Origin of the sequence: Butyrivibrio sp., from assembly GCF_017635265.1 — a bacterium.
GTDB lineage: Bacteria > Bacillota > Clostridia > Lachnospirales > Lachnospiraceae > Butyrivibrio.
In genome coordinates this window covers 1-18,656 of sequence record NZ_JAGBLU010000098.1, presented here as the reverse complement: position 1 = coordinate 18,656, position 18,656 = coordinate 1, and the positions used below count along the sequence as shown (strand labels likewise).

18 protein-coding genes are annotated in these 18,656 nt (G+C 40.3%); 3 read left to right on the top strand and 15 right to left on the bottom strand.

The window, feature by feature from the left end:
* The 15 genes from J6O61_RS19610 to J6O61_RS11515 all read right to left on the bottom strand — a co-directional run.
* The coding region (locus J6O61_RS19610) for a type IV secretory system conjugative DNA transfer family protein (protein WP_292213300.1) at positions 1–697 on the bottom strand (697 nt) is incomplete at its 3' end.
* A gap of 11 nt (positions 698–708) precedes the next feature.
* A complete protein-coding gene (locus tag J6O61_RS11580) occupies positions 709–1,269 on the bottom strand; it encodes a DUF3801 domain-containing protein (protein WP_292213298.1) in 561 nt (186 codons plus the stop codon).
* Positions 1,270–1,330: 61 nt separating this feature from the next.
* Positions 1,331–1,543: a Maff2 family mobile element protein gene (locus tag J6O61_RS11575; RefSeq protein ID WP_292213295.1), complete on the bottom strand. Its 213-nt coding sequence runs from the start codon at positions 1,541–1,543 to the stop codon at positions 1,331–1,333.
* A gap of 270 nt (positions 1,544–1,813) precedes the next feature.
* Positions 1,814–3,274, bottom strand: a complete 1,461-nt coding sequence (locus tag J6O61_RS11570) for a CD1107 family mobile element protein (RefSeq protein WP_292213292.1) — start codon at positions 3,272–3,274, stop codon at positions 1,814–1,816.
* The gene (locus J6O61_RS11565; RefSeq protein ID WP_292213289.1) at positions 3,271–3,540 is read right to left on the bottom strand and encodes a hypothetical protein; all 270 of its coding nucleotides are present in this window, start codon (positions 3,538–3,540) and stop codon (positions 3,271–3,273) included. Before J6O61_RS11565 ends, J6O61_RS11570 begins: the two co-directional genes overlap by 4 nt.
* A 9-nt stretch (positions 3,541–3,549) precedes the next feature.
* On the bottom strand, positions 3,550–5,625 hold the full coding sequence (locus J6O61_RS11560) for an NlpC/P60 family protein (protein WP_292213285.1): 2,076 nt from the start codon (positions 5,623–5,625) through the stop codon (positions 3,550–3,552).
* Positions 5,626–5,677: 52 nt separating this feature from the next.
* A complete protein-coding gene (locus J6O61_RS11555) occupies positions 5,678–8,404 on the bottom strand; it encodes a VirB4-like conjugal transfer ATPase, CD1110 family (protein ID WP_292213280.1) in 2,727 nt (908 codons plus the stop codon).
* Positions 8,385–8,810, bottom strand: coding sequence for a PrgI family protein (locus tag J6O61_RS11550; RefSeq protein WP_292213277.1), 426 nt, complete (start codon positions 8,808–8,810; stop codon positions 8,385–8,387). Before J6O61_RS11550 ends, J6O61_RS11555 begins: the two co-directional genes overlap by 20 nt.
* An 18-nt stretch (positions 8,811–8,828) precedes the next feature.
* Positions 8,829–9,707 carry a VirB6/TrbL-like conjugal transfer protein, CD1112 family gene (locus J6O61_RS11545; protein WP_292213272.1) on the bottom strand — a complete coding sequence of 293 codons (879 nt, stop codon included), beginning with the start codon at positions 9,705–9,707 and terminating at the stop codon, positions 8,829–8,831.
* Between the two features lie 56 nt (positions 9,708–9,763).
* Positions 9,764–10,654 (bottom strand): hypothetical protein, encoded by an 891-nt coding sequence (locus J6O61_RS11540; protein WP_292213270.1) that lies wholly within the window; start codon positions 10,652–10,654, stop codon positions 9,764–9,766.
* 169 nt (positions 10,655–10,823) lie between these two features.
* Entirely contained in the window at positions 10,824–11,276 is a 453-nt protein-coding gene (locus J6O61_RS11535; RefSeq protein ID WP_292213267.1) for a single-stranded DNA-binding protein, read from the bottom strand.
* Positions 11,277–11,689: 413 nt separating this feature from the next.
* Positions 11,690–12,169, bottom strand: a complete 480-nt coding sequence (locus J6O61_RS11530; protein ID WP_292213265.1) for a helix-turn-helix domain-containing protein — start codon at positions 12,167–12,169, stop codon at positions 11,690–11,692.
* 12 nt (positions 12,170–12,181) lie between these two features.
* Complete coding sequence (locus J6O61_RS11525; RefSeq protein WP_292213263.1) at positions 12,182–13,228, bottom strand: DUF6017 domain-containing protein; 1,047 nt, start codon at positions 13,226–13,228, stop codon at positions 12,182–12,184.
* Positions 13,229–13,319: 91 nt separating this feature from the next.
* Positions 13,320–14,261 (bottom strand): ParB/RepB/Spo0J family partition protein, encoded by a 942-nt coding sequence (locus J6O61_RS11520; RefSeq protein ID WP_292213261.1) that lies wholly within the window; start codon positions 14,259–14,261, stop codon positions 13,320–13,322.
* On the bottom strand, positions 14,254–15,042 hold the full coding sequence (locus tag J6O61_RS11515) for a ParA family protein (RefSeq protein ID WP_292213260.1): 789 nt from the start codon (positions 15,040–15,042) through the stop codon (positions 14,254–14,256). The genes J6O61_RS11520 and J6O61_RS11515 overlap by 8 nt, the downstream gene beginning before the upstream one ends.
* A 974-nt stretch (positions 15,043–16,016) precedes the next feature.
* Between J6O61_RS11515 and J6O61_RS11510 the strand changes: the two genes are divergently transcribed.
* From J6O61_RS11510 to J6O61_RS11500, 3 genes are all read left to right on the top strand, one after another.
* A complete protein-coding gene (locus J6O61_RS11510) occupies positions 16,017–16,418 on the top strand; it encodes a helix-turn-helix domain-containing protein (RefSeq protein ID WP_292213257.1) in 402 nt (133 codons plus the stop codon).
* A gap of 683 nt (positions 16,419–17,101) precedes the next feature.
* Positions 17,102–17,554 carry a plasmid mobilization protein gene (locus tag J6O61_RS11505; protein ID WP_292213254.1) on the top strand — a complete coding sequence of 151 codons (453 nt, stop codon included), beginning with the start codon at positions 17,102–17,104 and terminating at the stop codon, positions 17,552–17,554.
* Positions 17,541–18,656, top strand: a 1,116-nt coding sequence (locus J6O61_RS11500) for a relaxase/mobilization nuclease domain-containing protein (RefSeq protein ID WP_292213252.1), incomplete at its 3' end; no start/stop codon positions are given. The genes J6O61_RS11505 and J6O61_RS11500, both read left to right, overlap by 14 nt.

The following is an 18,656-nucleotide window of genomic DNA, read 5'->3' as shown; positions in this document are numbered from 1 at the left end:
TCTTGTAGATTGGTATCTTATGCCCTGTCTTATCCTTCTTGAATTTGCCATTTCTCTTACGCTCATATTCACCGGTTTCTACAGGTGCCATTTTTACAGGACCTCGCTCCAGCATTTTTCCGCATTCGAGAATGATGGTGCCCTTAGGATCAGTTACGACATATGAGCTATGCATCTGCATGAGCTGCGGCTTAACATAGAATCTTGTCTTACCGGAACCGGAGCCTCCGACAACAAGCACGTTTTTGTTTCTTTCATACTTTGGAAGTGGAAATCTGCCATTAAGTCTTAGGCGTTCTGTCTTGGTTAGTAAGACGTTGTTATCCGGGTTATTGTAGTCAATATAAGGCTTTATATCCTTTTTTGTTCCCCATCTGGCAGATCCATATTCTTCGCCTTTTCGGTATACTTTTTTGTCAGAGTTTTTAAGCATGTAGATTATTGCTGCTGCAGCCACTCCCATGAGCCCGATTTTCATATCTTCTATTGCGAATGAAGGTAGTGGATTTTTTAGTGCTCTGGAATAGTAGCTGAAAACTCCAAGAAACCTTGTAAGACTATCAACCACCGGGTTCATCTGATGATAGAGCCATGCACCTTTATCAACCAGGTAAAAAATGATCAAACAAGCTATAAGACGTATCTTATTCTTTGGGGTATTTAGGTCTTCTATAACGGTATTCAGGTTATCTAACATATGAATACCCCCTATCTTGTCTGCTCCTGGTGCTTATGCTTCTCAGGTCTGTTCTGATTGATCTCAGCAGCCTTTGCCTTAGCTTTCTTAAGGTTTTCCAATACAGATGGTCTTTCCTGCATCTTTTCCATAAATTTATGATTCTGCATCTGTTTAAGGCTCTTTTCTACAGCTTGCTGGACCTTGGGAGCATTCTTATCTTCAAACAGTATAGAAAAGCTTGTCTTACCCTCGTCATTCTTAAAAGAATCCACATGATACTTGATACCAGTTTCATCAAGGTTCTTCTTTAGGACCCGATAGCAGGATTTATCCATATCTGAAAGCTTTGATATGTCTTCACCGGAACGATTTAAGTCCTTCAGTGATACATTTCCACCCTTCTGGTCCTGTTGCATCTGGCTTAACTTAAACTTCTGCATCTTTGAGATAGTTCTGTTTCTATCACATTCTGCAAGGTCCTTGTTTATGCTTATGATGATCTGGGCTATCTTGAACGGCGCTACTACAGCTGATTCTGCAAGTTTAGCCATGTCCCCCTGCATTGCTTCCTGTATTCCAACGTTTCCCATGTTTACCTCCATATAACGCCGATAGATTTCTCTACCGGCGTTTTCTGTTTATTTTGGTGACTTAAGCAAACTTGATCTTGGAGATAACCTTGGTTCCAATGAGGTAAATACCACCTCCTGCGATCAGCTGCTTGATTCCCTGGCTCTTACTTCCCGGATTGTCACCGCCATATCCTTCAAGCAGATTCATTGCTCCCCATGCTGCTACACCGCCTCCAATTACCTGAACGATTAACTTAAGCTGATTGATTCCCTCTGTAAATACTGCACTCATGCGTATTTCCAAAAACGCTCTCTATTATTTTTTGTCCGGGGCAGCCGCGTTTTTGCTCCTCCTTTTTGTGTAACTGCCCACGGTTTTAGCCTTATTAGTTACTGTTGAAAAGTTATGCTCATGATGAGCAGAACTTTTTTGTCCGTTAGTTTCTATTAAACGGATCTCTTTCGCCTCTGAAAAACTTCCATTTGATGAAGCAGACTGCGGCGATTACTGCTATTACTACTAATGTGCTCATTTTGTTTTCCTCCTTCGTTTGCACTGGCTTCAGATGTCGGGTGAAGCTCTCTCCTCATAGATTGGCTCATCTTCAGGATCTTCCTCATCCTCTTCTTCCTCCGGAACAACTGAACCTGTCAGTATTCCTTTAGTTTTTGTTACCTTTTCTTTAAGATCAGAGTTCTCTTCTTCGAGATACTTTATCTTCTCGTTCTGTTTGCTGATCTGGGCATCTGACGATTCCTTTTGCTCTCCAAGCTGCTTTTTTAGTTCTTCAGCAATTCTCTGAACTTCTTCTTTTTTTTCATCGATATTCCTTACCTTACCGGAATCATCACTGTTTCCTTCCTCTTCTGTCTCGGCTTCACTACTCTCAGTTTCAGATTCCTCAGAGTTATCTCCTTCAGAAGGTTCCGTTTCCTGTCCTCCATCATCTGTCTGCTCCGAAGCTTCCGCAGTTTCTCTTTCGGGATAATCATCTTCCTGGTCGGAATAATCATAGAGAGCATCATCGTCTTCATCCTCATAATCGGGATCATCCTCGAAATCCATATCAGAGCCACTTCCTAATGAGCCATGTTTTGGCTTATAGAACTTGAAGTAATAACCTGCCCCAAGGACTGCAATAACTACGATTATCAGTGGTAGATTACTTAAAAAGCCACTTGCACTACCCATGATGCTATTCACAACGTTGTTATTCCCAGCTGTGTTCTTATTCCCTGGCAGACTCACAGCCTGTGCAGCATCTGCTCCGAATTTATCAGGGATCCCATCTCCATCAGAATCGTATGCATCTACAATTCCATCTCCATTAGTGTCCCAGGCATCTATGATCCCATCTCCATTGGTGTCATAGCATACAACTCCGGGTGCAATAAGATTGATATCAGGCTCTCCGTCTCCATCAGTATCAAAAGCATCGGGTTTTCCATCGCCATTTGTATCCCAGGCATCTGTTATCCCGTCTCCATTCAGGTCCCATGAGTCCGGTTTCCCATCTCCGTTATTGTCTGTACCATTGGTGGGTGATGCTCCTCCGGGTGTTCCAAAGAGGTCCGTGCTTCCTTTTGTAGTTGTAGGAGCGGTGCTTTCTTCCGGCATAGAACTGTCGCCGGCATTCTCATCGTCCTTCTTACAGAGGGTAAGCAGTTCTTCTTCATCAACTGTAGAAAGTACATAGACGTTTTTGTCTTTTCTTGTCTCATCTACAACAACGTAGAAGTAATTTCCTGCATCGGTAACAAATGTGTAAAAGTACTTGCCGTTATCGTCAACGCTGTCTACTTCTGTTCCATTGCCATCAGGTGTAAGCGGATCTCCCGAACCATTTCCCTGTGCTGTTCCATTATTATCAACAGGTGCCGGTGGGGTTTCTCCTGCGCTGTCTGCTTCCGCCTCAGGCGGTACATTAGCATAGACTGTAAAGCTTGCACTTCCAAGTACAAACACGCTGCATAATGTGGCTGTACATAGCAGCAGAAATGCCTTTGATACTACTTTTTTCATTTCAAAGCTTCCTCCTTTTTGATAAGCCCCAGAAGATCATCCAGGGACATTTCTTTTTCTTTAGCTGCCCTCATCAGGATTCCTGCTGTGGCAGCGTCCTTTTTGATCTGCAGCTCCTTTAGCTGAGTATTCTTCTTGTCAAATGCCTCCTTTGCCTTGTTTAGCTTCTGTTGAAGTAACGTTCTTTTCTTTGTTACTTCCTCAATCTTCTTGTCGAGATCTTCTATCTCGCTCATCATATTTGTGATCTTCTCTCCCTCACTCATATACCCTCCTTATCTGTATTCATCCTTGATTCTTCCAAATGTGTAAAAATGCGTTGTCCAATAATTTGTTGTGATGTTCGTTATCTTTATGGGATCCCCACAGTGGATCATCTGATTGTTCCCGAGATATATTCCTACATGTGAAGCTCCGTATGTGGCATATGTGCCCTGGAAAAAGATAAGATCTCCTGGCTTTGCTGCTCCGGGACTTACCTTGTCACAGAAGGTTTCAAGAATTACATTTGCTGATGTCCTTGGGAACGTTGCAACTCCCGATGTGTTCATTACCCAGTACACATATCCACTACAGTCAAATCCTGTAGCTACTGAGGAACCACCCCATTTATATGCTCTTCCTAACTGTGTCTGAGCTACGTTGTATATCTGCTGGGCTTCTGCATCAGAGAAAGAAATATCTGCTTCTCCATAGATTGCCTTGTATTCCTCAGGATCATACTCGTAACGATAGATATCATCTCTTGCTGAAAAACCGCCAAACAAGTAATCTTTCTGGCCCGATGTGCTCTTATAAAGCTCATAAAATTTTTTCTGTTCTTCTGTCAGCTTCCCCTTTAAAATCTCATCTAAGGACTTTGTAGTAAGGTCTGTATGGAAGATTGCATATCGGTAAGTACATGCGGTGGTTTGCCATGAGCTGCCATTCCAGTAGTAAGTATCTCCAGATGTGGGATCAACATATGTGCTCGTTCTGTTCTGTATATCCTCATACTGTTCAAGCTTGAAAGCCTTTTCGTATATCTTTTTTATTTCTTCCTTAATGGCAGCTGTCAGAGTATAGTTGCCATATTTCGCAGTAAGATATGATGCTATAAGGTTTCCGTCATGCTTTATCTTGGCAATAAGGGCATCCTGTGTGGAATCTTCACCATCCAGAGTGTACTGATATTCGTCGAATCCGCCTCCGTCTGAAGCGGTTGTATGGTCTGTTTCAGTATTCTTTATGGCTTTCTTATCCTTCTTTTCCTCATCAGCAAATACCTTGTTACTAAGGAGAAGTGTTTCATCTTCAGCCATGTATGATGTATAATGGTGCATCTCTCCGGACACGCTTCCCATAGCTGCAAGTAACAGCATCAAGATGATGATCACGCCGAAGATTATGAGTATCGGACCAGCCACACCAATGATTGCTGCCCTTACACCTTTACTTTTGGTAACGCCTTTTAGTTTTGCTACAGAGCCTGCAAGTTTGTCATTCTTGAAAAGGGTTTTTGTCCTTCTCTTCTGGAGATTCTTTTTTTGCTGCTTATGCTTTTCTTCTTTTGTGAGCTTCTTTTCTTCAAATCTGCTTTTTGATCTCTTGCTGACTTTTCCTTCATGCTTACTGCTCTTTGCAGCAGTCTTCTCTTCTTTGTGCTTTACTTTTTCTGCCGTTTTACTGTTCTTTGTGTGTTCAAGATGCGTTTTAAGCTCATAATCGATGTCTTTTACAGCATTGAGTGTTCGTTTGGCGGCCCATGCAGCGGTTCCAGACAGGTTATCCTGCATATTCTCTTCAAGCCCTGTTGCAGTGCCATCATCATTTCCGTAGTTTGTGGCTTGTTCGAGGTCCGATAGATGTTCCAGCTTCTTACGTTTCTTTGTCTGGATCCTCTCATAAGCATCCTGATTCTTACCCTTTGCGATAAACCGCTCTTCCTTCTTCACAGCTTTGTTGTATCTTTTCATTCGCTGTTTGGATTTTTTTAGAGTATCTTTCTCAGAAGCTGTGAGCTCCTCTCCGCTCTTTTCTCTTCTTACAAGGGAAGACTCATTTAATGCTTTTTTTGTTTCCCTTCTCTTGGTTTTAATCCTTTTTCTGGCTTCTTTCTTGTTCTCATGACTTTCTACTATGTAAGAACCTGCAGCCTTTATGTGTTCATATTTCTCCAGAGCCGTAAGGACTTTATCCTTGGATGAAAGAGTGCTTTCTTCTAGGCCTGTGCCATCTCTGGTACTGCCATACGGAATTTCTGTTACATCTTCCATTCCTTTTGTTGCAACATTGCCGATAACTTCCCCGCTCATCTGCATCATCTTTATGGCTTTACTTCGCTCAGATGTGCTTGTATTCTCTTTTTCCAATGCTTTTACCTCTTGGTCCCAAAGTTCTGCTCATGATGAGCAGAACTATTTATCATGATGCTGCTTCCTTTGCTTCTTTCTTTTTATTTCTCTGTGCTATCTCAACAAGTTCATCCTTCTTGGACGTGCACATCTCATAGATGTGGGTGTTCTTCGGGATCTTGTTATAGAATGGAATGATTGTTCCGCCAAAGTATAAAAGTCCTCTTCCCGGTGGAGTGTTTGTAACGTATTTAAGCTGTGCTGGACTTATCTTGAGAATACTTGCGAGGAGCTTTTTATCATCACCTTTTAGTCTGAACATCTTCACATAATCAGTGTTCTTGAAGATTGACGCTGCCTGGCTGGATATCATGAGGTCATATGGATTCTGGGTCATTCCTATAGGATATGCACCGTATTTCCTAAATCTTCTGTACATCTCAACCGTATAAGCCGCAGTCTGTGGATTGTTCAGCTGAAGGTGAAATTCGTCCATAAAATATTTGATCTTGTACTCTTCCTCATTGTTATCCCTGTGCCGTGTGACCTTGTTCCATATCTGGTCCTGTACGGTCATCATTGCAAAAGGTTTAAGCTGCCTGCCGACATCCCTGACATCAAAGCATATGAGCCTGTTATTTAAATCCACGTTTGTCCGGTGATTAAAGAAATTACTGGATCCGTGAACAAATCTGTCCATTTTTATCGCCAGAGCATCTGCATCTTCTCTTCCAAGGGATTTGATCTCGTTATAAAGATCTTCTAAAATCGGCATATCTTCCGGCCTCATCCTCGAATCGAAATATCTTTCATACACAGCTGTAGCAGCCACATCTATGATTGACATCTCTATTGGTTCCAGTCCGAATTTTCCGCCTATGATGAGTTCCATAAGAGAAAGGATAAAGTCTATCTTCATGACCACAGCTTCCTTGTCGTCACCATATCCTGCATTTATATCAAGAGGATTGATATGATCCTTTGATGTAGGTGAAAGAACTATGAACTGTCCGCCCAGGTCATTTACGATGGTTCTGTACTCTGACTCGGGATCCAGGATGATCACGTGGTCGTCAGAAGCTATCATGGTGTTATAGATTTTTATCTTTGAATCCATGGATTTACCATATCCGGGCTGTCCGAATATCAGTGCATTCTGATTGCCGAGCATCTCAACATCAGCCATTATTGGGTTATTAGAAAGTGCATTTATGCCCTCATACAGCTGTCCGCCTGTCTGATGGAAGAGCTCGACTGTCGTAAAAGGGACGAACCCGGCCACCGCCCGGGTAGTAAGCTCTACATCAACCTTCATGTCACTTGGAAGATAGCCAAGTGGAAGTGTTGCCATGAATCCTTTCTCCTGGCGATAATCCAGGCATTTGATGGCACAGGATCTTTGCTGTGCTATTGCTGTAATCTGCTCTATTGCACTCTTTAGTGCCTTTTCGTTCTCTTCTACACAGGTAAGGATGATGGAAACGTTATAGTATCTGTCCTCTCCTGCCTGAACATCAGCAAGAGTCTCAGCAACATTCTTACTCATGCTCTTAAGATCAGCTGGCATAATGTCCATGTCATATCCGCTCTGTGACGCTCTTTTCTGCTCATCTATCTTGTTCTTATCAAGTTCAGAAAGTGTATCTTTTAAGAGCTTTACTGCCTTTTCCTGGTCAAGACTTTGAGCAAAGATAGATACCATTACGGTATGATCTACAGAAAGGATCCTGTTCATAAGCTTTTCATCCAGCTTGTCTGTCTGTATCTGCAGGAACATACTTCTCGCATAATGGCTTCCGATCTTAAAGAAATATCCGTTTCTGAAATCCATTGATGAAGGACTGATATAGTCTTTTGCAGTAAGTCCTGTTCTGACTGTAAGGTCAAAGTTAAACAGGAACTGTGAGAAATCATCCGGATTGAGAAGTGATCTTAAAACGCTGAGCCATTCATAGCCGGTGAGCACATGTGTCTGAACACCTATGCTTTCAAGTAGCTCCTTTATCTCGTCCTCTATTCTTCTGAATTTGGGCTTTACTGCTCTTACATTCTTTCCTTCAAGGCCTATAACGATGAACTTAGGACGGATATATCCATTGTTTCCCTTATTCATGAGGTTAAAGAGAAGTTCATTGAACTCTGTTCGTATGTACTGCATATTGTCTTCACGGTCTTTTACATGAATTGCAGCCATCTGAGCTACTCTGTCAGCCTTAAGTGTTGCGCAGAAGATCTGTACATGGACATCCGGCTCAAAGAAGTTATAGAAATCGCACCATCCTTCAAAGAGCTCGTCTCTCTCCTCATCCGATGCAAGGTCGTAATTGATGTCTGTAAAAGAGATCATTTTGCACCAGTAATGATCATTTATTCTGCATGTGCCATCCTCTTCCATCAGCTCAAAAGGTATGGTTTCCTGCACTCCCTGGTATTTTTCTTTCTTAAGTGCTTTCTTCCTTTCCTTTACAAGCCTTGCTTTCTGGTCTGCAGAAAGGATATTTCCATAATTTGCCCGGTCCTTTATCCTGTATCTTGCATTTAAAGGTGCATGCTTCTTAAGATAGCCTGAAGCTGCATCCAAGGTCTTCTTTTCAAACTTGTCCTGAGTTTTTTTGGCTGTCTGTCTTGCTTCCTTTAAGGCCCTACTCTCAGCTGCAAAGTCAGACAGTGTCTTTTTGCTCTCTCTGGACTCATCATCAAAGAGGTCATCCAGATCCTGCTTTGCCTTCTCTTTTGCCATTTTTTCTTCATAAAGCTTTCTCTCAGCCTTATCATCCTTAAGCTGATTCTTTGTCATGCGAAAGAGCTTGCTTCCAGTGCCTTGTGCCTTGCTCTTTAGACTCTTCATCACCAATTCCCAGTACCTCCTTTTCATAGATTCTGTTATGCACAAATCCGTACATGTTCTGTGCTTTAAATACCCTTATCCCGGGTCTTATGAATTTGACGTTTATAAAATCTCTTAAGATGTCTTCAACGTATCGGTTATCCTTCTCAAACAATCCGCAGAATACTATTGGCAGCATCACTACCATCAGAACAAAAATGGCATTTGAGGCTCCGATTACCGGTTTCGAAAGATAATAGCCAATTATTCCACCACTTATTCCTAATGCCATCGTGATTGTCTGGCGCTTGTTTAGTGGCCCGATGAATTTGGGTTTTACACGCTTTATATCACGCGGTACCCTTACATAGCCCATTTGCATTACCTCCCATCTTTAGTGCGCATCCACTATTGCAAATGCGATCTTTTTGCTGTTCCAGATAACTATTGTCATGGCGATTCCATACAGGATAAGCTTCTCAAGCCCCTTAAGAATGTTCGTTCCAGCAGCTATCGACACTGCACTTCCGACCATAACCGAATACATACCAAGCGCCACCATGATGAAGAATGACTGCATCCCGATTCCGGCAAGACCCTTGGTATAGTTCTCTCCAATTGATTTCCAGTCTCTGTTACCAAACGATGCTGCAGGGATTGATGCGCAGGAAACGTAGATTGCGATCTCAAATAGTCTCACGATAACAACTACCTGGCATAAAACTGCTGAAATAAGTGTTATAAGCCAATCGATGAATGATATGAGAAGAATCTTTAGTAGCTGTCCTACGTTATATGTGGCTTTTAGCCAATTCTTCATTTCCAATTCTGTAGGTGCTGATACTGACGGATTCACTATCTTTGAACCAATAACTGTATTCGCCTTGGTTGCTATCCATCCTCCAGTCTCAAAAAAGGCATTTGATATCTCCCAACTGTGCTTACACAGCATCACCAGGACCGCCGTTTTGAATATCCATTTAAACAACACCCACGTCCCGACTTCATTTCCATGATTTTTCTCTGTGATCATCGTTATGAGCTCATATGTCATGATGTAGGTCAGCATCACTGCAGCTATAGGCATTGCAACGTTTTCATTTATGCTCTTCATGAGAGCCATGATACCTGCATTCGGTGCATCACCAAGCTTTGCGCTTGTGTTTGTGACAACGCTGTTGCTGCTTTCAACGAGCTCAAATAGCATTGATGCAGCGCCTCCGGATAAGATGTCGCTTATACCATCATTTATGGCATCTGTTACCCAGCTCATCTCTTAACCACCTCCTTCCTATGGTTTTAAAAAGTTATGCTCATCATGAGCAGAACTTACATCTGTGCCTTTAAAGTAGATAAGGTGTTCATTGCATCCTGGAAGGTGTAGTCAAAGATATCGCCACCTGCGATATAGTTGATACCGTTCTTGATACCGGTAAACTCTTCAAGACTTGTGTGAAGATCCTTATTGTAGAAATACAGTGCTGCATAATATGTGTTCGTATCATCTGTGTTTGATTCTTTGGGGATGAGATACATGTAATAAACAGCACAGTTTGTATCTGTGTAGCCGGAGAGCATGAGAGTAAGGTAGTATTTACTGTTCTCAAAGTACTTGTTGCTTCCCTTTATTCCCTTTTCCATTAGCTCTGTTATTGATTCTTCCGGTGTTGTAGGTATTCCATAATTTGCAGTGAAGTTTTTATCCACACCGACCGTTCCTGTGATCGTGCTTCCATCGTTAGAAATCTGATAATATGCACAACCGTCATCATCAGTCTGTAGTTCTGATACTTTCAGGGAATCTCTGTTATATTCAAAAGGCATACGGTCGAGCATGAGAGTAGCATTGAATGTTTCTTCTGTGCTCAGCTCTTTTTCCGGTCTTGCTGCCTCTGGAATATAGTGATAGGAGAGATTGTCAGTAGTATTAAAATCTATGGATCCGTCCTCATTTACAGTTCCGGTTCCGTGTATTATGCTGATGTCGATCTTGAAGACTCCCTTATCATCAATGCTGTAGGTTCCTTTTCCGCTGTAATAGGTATCAACGGTACCGTCCTTATTGAAATCAAGCACATAGGAATTTGAGTCTTTTTCAGGACAGTAATATCTTCCTTCCAAGCTTCTTGGAATGCTCTTTCCGCATCCGGCCAGGGATAGGAGAGCAGTAGTAAGTACAAGCGCAACTGATATGGCCTTATTTCGTAAAATTTGCCGCATTTTAGCCCCCTTTCTTTTTAAAATGGATAAATTGTGTTAGAATATAAAAGCCCTGTTATACAGGACAAATAGGCATAGTTATCCCGTAGTGGATAGTATTGTCTGTGAATAGGAGAGCAGTATCAGCCGGATCTGTGGTAGGGGATGGTGGTACTGCTCATCTTTTTATTTATTCAAACGGCACCTCGCCGCAGTAAGCAAACTCTTCTTCTGGAATATCATTGTCATTACAAGAGCTGTTCAGAGTGTCCAGGGCTTCATTGATCTTTTTTTCATTCTGCTCAGCATTCTGAATCAGCTCCTTGTTCTTTCTTGATGTGTAGTTCTGGTTGCGGCTTACATAAACGGTCATGCCATACTTGGTATTGCCATCCTTGTCCATGAAAGAAGAGGAGTGAAGATTGCCTTCAATCGCTATAAGATCTCCCTTGTCCATGTACTTGGATGCATATGTTGCTGCATTTCCAAATGCTGTGCAGTCGATAAAATCTGCTTCATCTTTATTGTTCGGTCTTGCAGCTGCTATCGTATACTTTGCTACTCTTACTGTTTTTTCGTCTGATTCGTATTCCTTGCAAAAAGGCTTTCGTACAAGGTTTCCAACAATTTCAACTGAATTCATTTGTTTCCTCCCGTCTTTTAGACTGTTGATGTGTTTTGTTTTAGCTTATTCTGATTACTTTAGAAGAGGCCCATAACCCAATTTGCAAAAGAAACTGCCGCTTCATAAATAAGAGCTCCTAATTTATAAGCGAAACGTGGATCTACCATTTAGTTATTTCCTCCTTCCCTAAGCTTTATAAATAGTTGTGCTCATGATGAGCAGAACTTTCTCATGTTTATATGGGCATAAAAATAGCCCTGGTTATACTGACAAAAGAATATACTTATCCCTTAAAAGGGTAGTATTGTAGTGTGAAAGTAGGAGAGAAGTACCTGCCGGAAAATTTGGTAGGGGATGGCGGTACGGCTCATTTATACAGTTCTGCTCATGATGGGCAGAACTTTGTGGTCATATTCTAATTTAGGAAAAATCTACCATTCCGGTAGATGCTTTACTTCTTCTGTTCTTTCTGGAACGCTGTGGTATTTAACAATAATATCCATATGCTCAATCATTTCTTTGCGATCCTTATCCGGTAGTTGGTAGTATGCTCTAAGAAATTCATCAACCACTGTCATATTCTTTGAACCAAACAGCTTAAGCAGGGGGAATGCCTTTTTAAGCAGATATTCTTTCATTCGATTCTTATCCATTGCCTCAGGAACGTCACCGAGCATCTTATATACGTCTTCTTCCGCCATTTTTCCATCTAATGGTTTTGACGTACAAATGACATTTACATCTTCATTCAACACATGTGCTATCTTTAATCCGTAATCAAATCTAATGAAGGAATCTTTCTGTACGATTGAATATAGCGTAGTTGCTTTTATTCCTGTCATCTTGGATAACTGCCTTACATTGACTCCATGTTTTTGCAGTGTTTCTTTTAGCTGTTTTCCATCACCCATATTAAAACCTCACTAATTGTCTAAAAGAGCAGCTTCAAGCTCATCAAAATTGTATTCATTTTGCTCGAACTGACAAAAAGTATTGCCCTTGCTTTTCCTTAGTCTCGATGCTTCATAGACATCCATCGTATTTGCTTGCAATAGACATTGCAGGATGTATTTGGTTGGATTCTTAATTACTTTCCCGCTCTGTGCTATGCAGGAGATAACATAAGAGATATGATCATGTCTAAGCTCTTTAAAGGCTTCTTCCAACTCTTCATGACTGTAACTGCAGCCAGAGATCTTTATGGACTTCATTTCCTTGTGAGCAATTGTATCTGTCATAGTTCTTAGGATTGCATCAATGAGTTTTTTCTTCTCCGGATATTCCTCCAGAAGTTTGTCATAGTCTATCTGGTCACTATAGGCTTCTCTGATCTCATTTTTGCGATCAATCATATCAATCACATCCCAAGATTCTTCCTGGGGCAGGGTAGTCGTGGTTTCTTTTACTGGCTCCGCACGATTGATTGATTTAAGTATATTTATATCAGTGTTATATTTATTAGTATTTAATTGTGGCAGATTCTCCACTCTTGGCTCTCCCTTTTTAGGAGTATCCACATGTGGATTTTCCACAGCGGTAAATCCACTCTGGTTCTTTTTTTCCTCTTTTTTACTGGCAAAAACCTTCTTCTCGGCATTACCAGACTTAGAAAATCTACCGCAGTTTTCCGGATTTTTTCCCGAATATCTGTCATGATAAGTCTGTGATTCATCATAGATGTGATACTTGTGCTGAAATCTTCCACGAGCATCACGATATTTTTCTCTGAAAAGATATCCATGCTCTTCAAGATCATTAAGCATACGCCTTATCTTAGACTCTCCATCTGGACCAAGGCTTGTCAGCCCAGGAATGGAATAATGCCAGTCATCCTTTAAGGAGAGCATTGTAACAAGCAATCCCCTTGTATCCATAGGCAGGCTTGTATCTTCAAGGCAATGATTAGCAACAGTAGTAAATGATTTGCAGTGAAACTCCACCTGCATTATTTCTTGATTATCTTGAGACATAGTTATAACTCCTTGTTGTTTTTTAGTACGAAAAAAGGAGCTCTGAACACTGTCAAAGCTCCTTTAAAAATCTTTATAGAATTATCTTGTATTACTTGTTGTAGTAACCCTTTTCCTTACTCCACTTGGTTAAAAGCTCATATATCGTCTTGCTGATCTTCTCATCATCAAAATTGTCAGGAAAGTATTTCTGTACATCCTTACTGCTGAGCTTAAACGTCCTTTTAGTGTTTTTCTTACGGAAAAGACGTGTTACTTCAAGTTCAAACTTGCTTTCATCCTTAATTTCTTTTGAAAGTTCCAAAATCTGATTAGCCTGGGTAAGAGTAGGATAGGACTGTTCTTCATCAAATACTCTTTTTACGGCCTTTTGGTATGTCTTTGTAAGACTTGATATCGGAACTGCAGAAACAAGGCTCAGCTTCTTCTGATCCACAAGATCAAGAAGATCCTTTGTAAGGTAAGTAAGCCTTATATATCTGTCAACTGTTGCACCGCTTTCTGTATCAGATACACGGTCTCTTGTTGTAGTTCCAACATCTTCGGGGTTTGCTGCCCTTTTTCCACGCTGACTGGTCTTATCAAGGGCTTCCTTCTTCATTCTGTAAGCCCATGCCTTTTCACTTGGAAGAATATCTTCTCTCTGGATATTTGAATCGACCATCGTAAGAGTGGCTTCTTCATCAGTATACTTCTTTACAATAGCAGGAACTTTTTCAAGCCCCGCCTTTTTGGCTGCAAAGCATCTTCTGTGTCCGGATATAATTTCGTATTTTCCGTCCTTAAACCTTACAATTATTGGAACAAGGACTCCATTATCCTTGATGCTGCTCACAAGAACGGCCATTTCCTCATTATCTATGACATAAAATGGATGACCTTTAAATTCTACTAACTTATCGAGCGCAATATCCTGGATTGCTGCAAGATCTTCCTTTTCAATTGTCCCATTTGCAACATATGCACCCAGTACATCATTCTGTATATCAGAAAATGATTCTGTTTTCTGTCTTTGTAACTGTTTTTTAGCCATTTTCAAGTACCTCCCTTGCTAGTTTAGCATAAGCTGAAGCACCTTTGCTATCCGGGTCGATATCAAAAACTGACACGCCGTATGAAGGAGAACTTGATATGTCTTTAAGTCTTGGAATAGAGGTTTCATGGATCCTAATGTTTGCTCCATACGCATCCTCCACATCCGCCTTGATGTTACGTGTCTCAACCTGGTTTGGGGTATCGAGAGTGTAAACAATTCCTTCAAAAACAAGATTCTTATTATAAGTTGACTGCGCTCCAATCACGAGCTTTACAAGGTCTGCAAGGCCATCAAGTGAATACTTGGTCGGCTGAACCGGAATAAGAACACTGTCTGCTGCACCAAGTGCATTTATTGTAAGCATGCTTAGTGATGGCGGACAATCTATAAGGATAAAGTCATATTCATCATCAACATGGGAAAGAACATTCTTAAGTATAAGCTCTTTGCCATCGTTTACCGTAGCAATCAATGATTCCGCTGAAACAAGCAATTTGTTTGCAGGGAGCACATCTACCTTAACCTCTTCTGTCTGATGTTGCGTAATGGAATCATGAACATCGTACTCTACCTCGCCGACCTCGTTCTGGATCATATTTAGAACTGTTATCGGACGTTTTCTGTCAATTCCCAGCCCTGATGTAAGATTTCCCTGAGGATCAAAATCCACAAGTAAAACCTTTTTCTTTTCGCGTGAGAGAGCAGCGCCAAGATCGACAGTTGTAGTGGTCTTACCAACTCCGCCTTTTTGATTTGTAATTGCTATTACTTTAGCCATTTTAGCCTCCTTTTGTTTACCCCTAAATCAGCAATCAGACAAGACGATGATTCCACCGTCTCTTTTCACCCAGTCTGAATTGTTTGGGGAAATATATGATGTATATTAAAGCCCAAAAGGGCTCAAATATCATATGGCAGGTTGTCTCAAGACCTGCCATCAACAAGGCCAAGCCGGTAAAAAAATTCCAACTTGAGGCCCACCTAAGGGACTCGAACCCTCTAGCCAGGTAAGGGAGGCTATCCTTTATCTGACGACAGCACCATGCGGTGAGATGTGTAAAAACGGCAATCGCTCCCGACTTAAATCGGGAGCATGCGTGAAAGCCGTTATCAATATGAAATTATTTTACTATAAATTCAAAAATAATGTGTAAAAAAGAATTGTTATTTGAAATTTTTGTTAAAACATCATGCTTTGACCATTTCCGTTGTCGCGACAACGCCTATCTCAAAACTTCCGTTTATAAAGAACCAACAGAATTGAGACCTGCTCTAACGCCCCTACGAATTAATTCTTCAGGGTATGAAGTTATCAAGGTTCAGTTTTTGGAATTACAGGGAATGTGATTTTTTAATTTTTGTCCATCTGAAATAATTGGGAACCACAATATTCCTTGATTCATGCATGTTCTAAATCAAATACATGCAGAAAAAAAGATTACCCGTATTCCTTGCGTGTTTATTATAACCACAAATTTATTCTATTTGCAATACTTAATTTTATATTTGCAACTTTTATGGTTTATATTTAAAACATATTTCATTTACACAATTTTAATATTCCATGTTAGAAATTTCACACATTTTTTAATACTCTATATTCTAGAGTTATTGTATAATACAGAATGTGAACTAATTTATGAATGAAATTAGCAGACTCAGATTTCCTAAATTTATATGGTTTAAAATTCATACCTCTTGAATTTATGGATTCTATATTTAAAACTTTTACAGATGAAGAGGGAATATATCATGACAGTTTATGAAAAGATCCGTTTTATACGCCAGCTCAACAAAATGACACAGACTGAGTTTGGAGACAGCATGGGATTAAGTAAGGCTACCATTTCAAATTTTGAAACTGGCAGAGCTCCTATCCCTGCTTACGTCGTTACAATGCTTCGACTGATTTATAACATAGATCCTGACTGGTTATTTGATGATACACAGGAAGATTTTGAAAAAAGGTATTTTGTCCCTGAAAAAGGAAATACAAATTCCCTTCTTTTAGCCTATTCCGAAAAGTTCAGCAGGCTCGATGACTCGTATAGAAAAATCGTAATGAAGCTGACTGATGAATTACTTGAACATCAAGAAGGCAAATCCGGAATGAAAGATACGGATGAAAAAGAAAATAATAGTGACAATACCTGAAAAGTATTATAGAATTGTTGGTTGAAAGAGTAGAAAAGCTATGCGTGCTTTCTCCAGATAGGAGAGGTGCGCATTTTTTATTGTCCTCATTTCAGAGAACAACAAATATAACAGCAGGAGTAAAACAGTATGCAAAAGAGTAGTAACTGCACCAGATCATTCTACAGAATTAACCAGGAGGTCCTTAATAAATGCAATGACAGTGACTTAGGAATGCTATGTGAGCTGATTCATAATTTTATTAAAATGACTCCAGATCAGAAACATATTCTTATAAGCACACTTTCTTTTAGCATGAATGAAATTCTCAAAAAGCAAGATTCTGATAACCGGTAATGTGATCTACATATTTCCAAAAACTATTTTCATCCTGTCCTAATTATCCTTTCGCATCTGACGATGCGAGATGTTGCAATTTCCATTTTCTATCCCATCTATCAATGAAAATGTCATGGAAATGACAGCGAAAAGGCCGCCTAGCAACATCATAAAGACAAGAGCAAGATTCGCCTGTGTATATACAGGCATCTTGCAAGGGAATTGGCCACTCCCTTAACTCTCGCAAAATCCATTGGGGATTTCGGTCCCCAAACCCACGATTGGCTTACCAGTGGTAAGCGCTAAAAATACAAATATCAAAAATCAGTAATCATTGATTATATTGATCAGAGAGAGGAGACATAATGCATAACTCAAAAGAACATAATCCGCCCTGTAGAAGCAAAGTTTACGACATGCGTTTTACTGAAAATGAATGGAAACAACTTCAATCACTTGCAAATGATTTTGAAATGCCAATCTCAGAATTTATCCGCTGGTCACTATTTCAACGCAAAGTTACCATGCGCATTCTAATAGATGATGAATCCAGCCCTCTTGCAAAAATACGCTATCAGCTCGATAAAATCGGAACCAATATCAATCAAATTACAAAGGTATTGAACTCCGGATTTGTTAATCCTGCCATGTTCAGGGAGGAACTAAAAACCATGTTTTTTGAAATCCACAATGCCATAGATTTATTAAATAGAGTGCAGTCTGAAAATAACTCGATGTGGAAAAATTCAGTCTCAAGATATTCCAAAATCTACCAATTTGATAAAACTTCCGAGGTAACTAATCATGGCGACACTTAAACATATAGCTATAAAAAATAAGAGTTATGCCTTTCCTCTCAGATATCTGACATATCAATATGATGAGAAAACAAATACTCCTGTTTTGGATGACAACAAACATATGGTACTTCGTGAGGAATACCTAATTGATTCTATCGGCGTTTCATCCCCATCAACATTTCAGACCGAATGTGAAAGTTGGAATTTACAGTGTAATAAAAATCAAACAGTAAACGAGATAAAGCTCCATCATTATATAATCAGCTTTGATCCAAAGGACCGGGAACTAGGACTTACTCTGGAAAAAGTGCAATCAATTGGAATGGAAATCGCTAACAAATTTTTTGATGGATGCCAGGCTCTTATATGCTCCCATCCAGATGGTCATAATAAATCCGGTAATATGCATGTACATATTGTTGTTAATTCTCTGCGGAAAGAAGCCATACAAAAAACCGATTTCATCGAACGTGACAGTGAATGTATTGCTGGAGCCAAAATTCGTGCTTCAAAGCTTTCCATGAATGCCATGAGACAGGAGATTATGGATATAACCCAAAGGGAAAAACTCAATCAGGTAGATCTTATGAATCCCCCGGAAGAAAATATAACTGAACGTGAATATCGCAAAACCAAACGCGAACAGGACATGCTTGATGCTCAAAACGCGGAGATAGAAAAGGAAGGAATTGTTCCTGCAAAAAAAGAATTCCAGACAGAAAAAGAAAAAATCCGCAGAGCCGTAAAACGCATCATTCATAAAGCTTCCGATGAAGAAGAATTTAAAAAAATGCTTGCGGAAGAAGGCATAGAAGTAACGGAATCACGAGGACGCTGGGGTTATAAAACAGCTTCCCTGTACAAACCCATACGAGGAAGGCAGCTGGGAACAGCATATGAAAAAGAATACATTCTTGGACAGCTCGGAAGCGTAGGAATCATCCAGGATACAAATCAATATTATGGACGATTAAAGAAATCCATACAGGTCCAAAATGCCATAAATGCAGCGGACACTATGCAGTTCTTCGTGAAAAGCGGATTAACTGGTACGGATGATCTTTTAGCCAGGCTAAAAATAGCAGAAGATGAATATAGCCGTCTACAGGAACAGAAGAAT

Coding starts and splice junctions, on each gene's coding strand:
- J6O61_RS11580 (WP_292213298.1), bottom strand. CDS start 1,269: ATGGGAAACGTTGGAATACAGGAAGCAATGCAGGGGGACATGGCTAAA.
- J6O61_RS11575 (WP_292213295.1), bottom strand. CDS start 1,543: ATGAGTGCAGTATTTACAGAGGGAATCAATCAGCTTAAGTTAATCGTT.
- J6O61_RS11570 (WP_292213292.1), bottom strand. CDS start 3,274: ATGAAAAAAGTAGTATCAAAGGCATTTCTGCTGCTATGTACAGCCACA.
- J6O61_RS11565 (WP_292213289.1), bottom strand. CDS start 3,540: ATGAGTGAGGGAGAGAAGATCACAAATATGATGAGCGAGATAGAAGAT.
- J6O61_RS11555 (WP_292213280.1), bottom strand. CDS start 8,404: ATGACAAAGAATCAGCTTAAGGATGATAAGGCTGAGAGAAAGCTTTAT.
- J6O61_RS11550 (WP_292213277.1), bottom strand. CDS start 8,810: ATGGGCTATGTAAGGGTACCGCGTGATATAAAGCGTGTAAAACCCAAA.
- J6O61_RS11545 (WP_292213272.1), bottom strand. CDS start 9,707: ATGAGCTGGGTAACAGATGCCATAAATGATGGTATAAGCGACATCTTA.
- J6O61_RS11540 (WP_292213270.1), bottom strand. CDS start 10,654: ATGCGGCAAATTTTACGAAATAAGGCCATATCAGTTGCGCTTGTACTT.
- J6O61_RS11535 (WP_292213267.1), bottom strand. CDS start 11,276: ATGAATTCAGTTGAAATTGTTGGAAACCTTGTACGAAAGCCTTTTTGC.
- J6O61_RS11530 (WP_292213265.1), bottom strand. CDS start 12,169: ATGGGTGATGGAAAACAGCTAAAAGAAACACTGCAAAAACATGGAGTC.
- J6O61_RS11525 (WP_292213263.1), bottom strand. CDS start 13,228: ATGTCTCAAGATAATCAAGAAATAATGCAGGTGGAGTTTCACTGCAAA.
- J6O61_RS11520 (WP_292213261.1), bottom strand. CDS start 14,261: ATGGCTAAAAAACAGTTACAAAGACAGAAAACAGAATCATTTTCTGAT.
- J6O61_RS11515 (WP_292213260.1), bottom strand. CDS start 15,042: ATGGCTAAAGTAATAGCAATTACAAATCAAAAAGGCGGAGTTGGTAAG.
- J6O61_RS11510 (WP_292213257.1), top strand. CDS start 16,017: ATGACAGTTTATGAAAAGATCCGTTTTATACGCCAGCTCAACAAAATG.
- J6O61_RS11505 (WP_292213254.1), top strand. CDS start 17,102: ATGCATAACTCAAAAGAACATAATCCGCCCTGTAGAAGCAAAGTTTAC.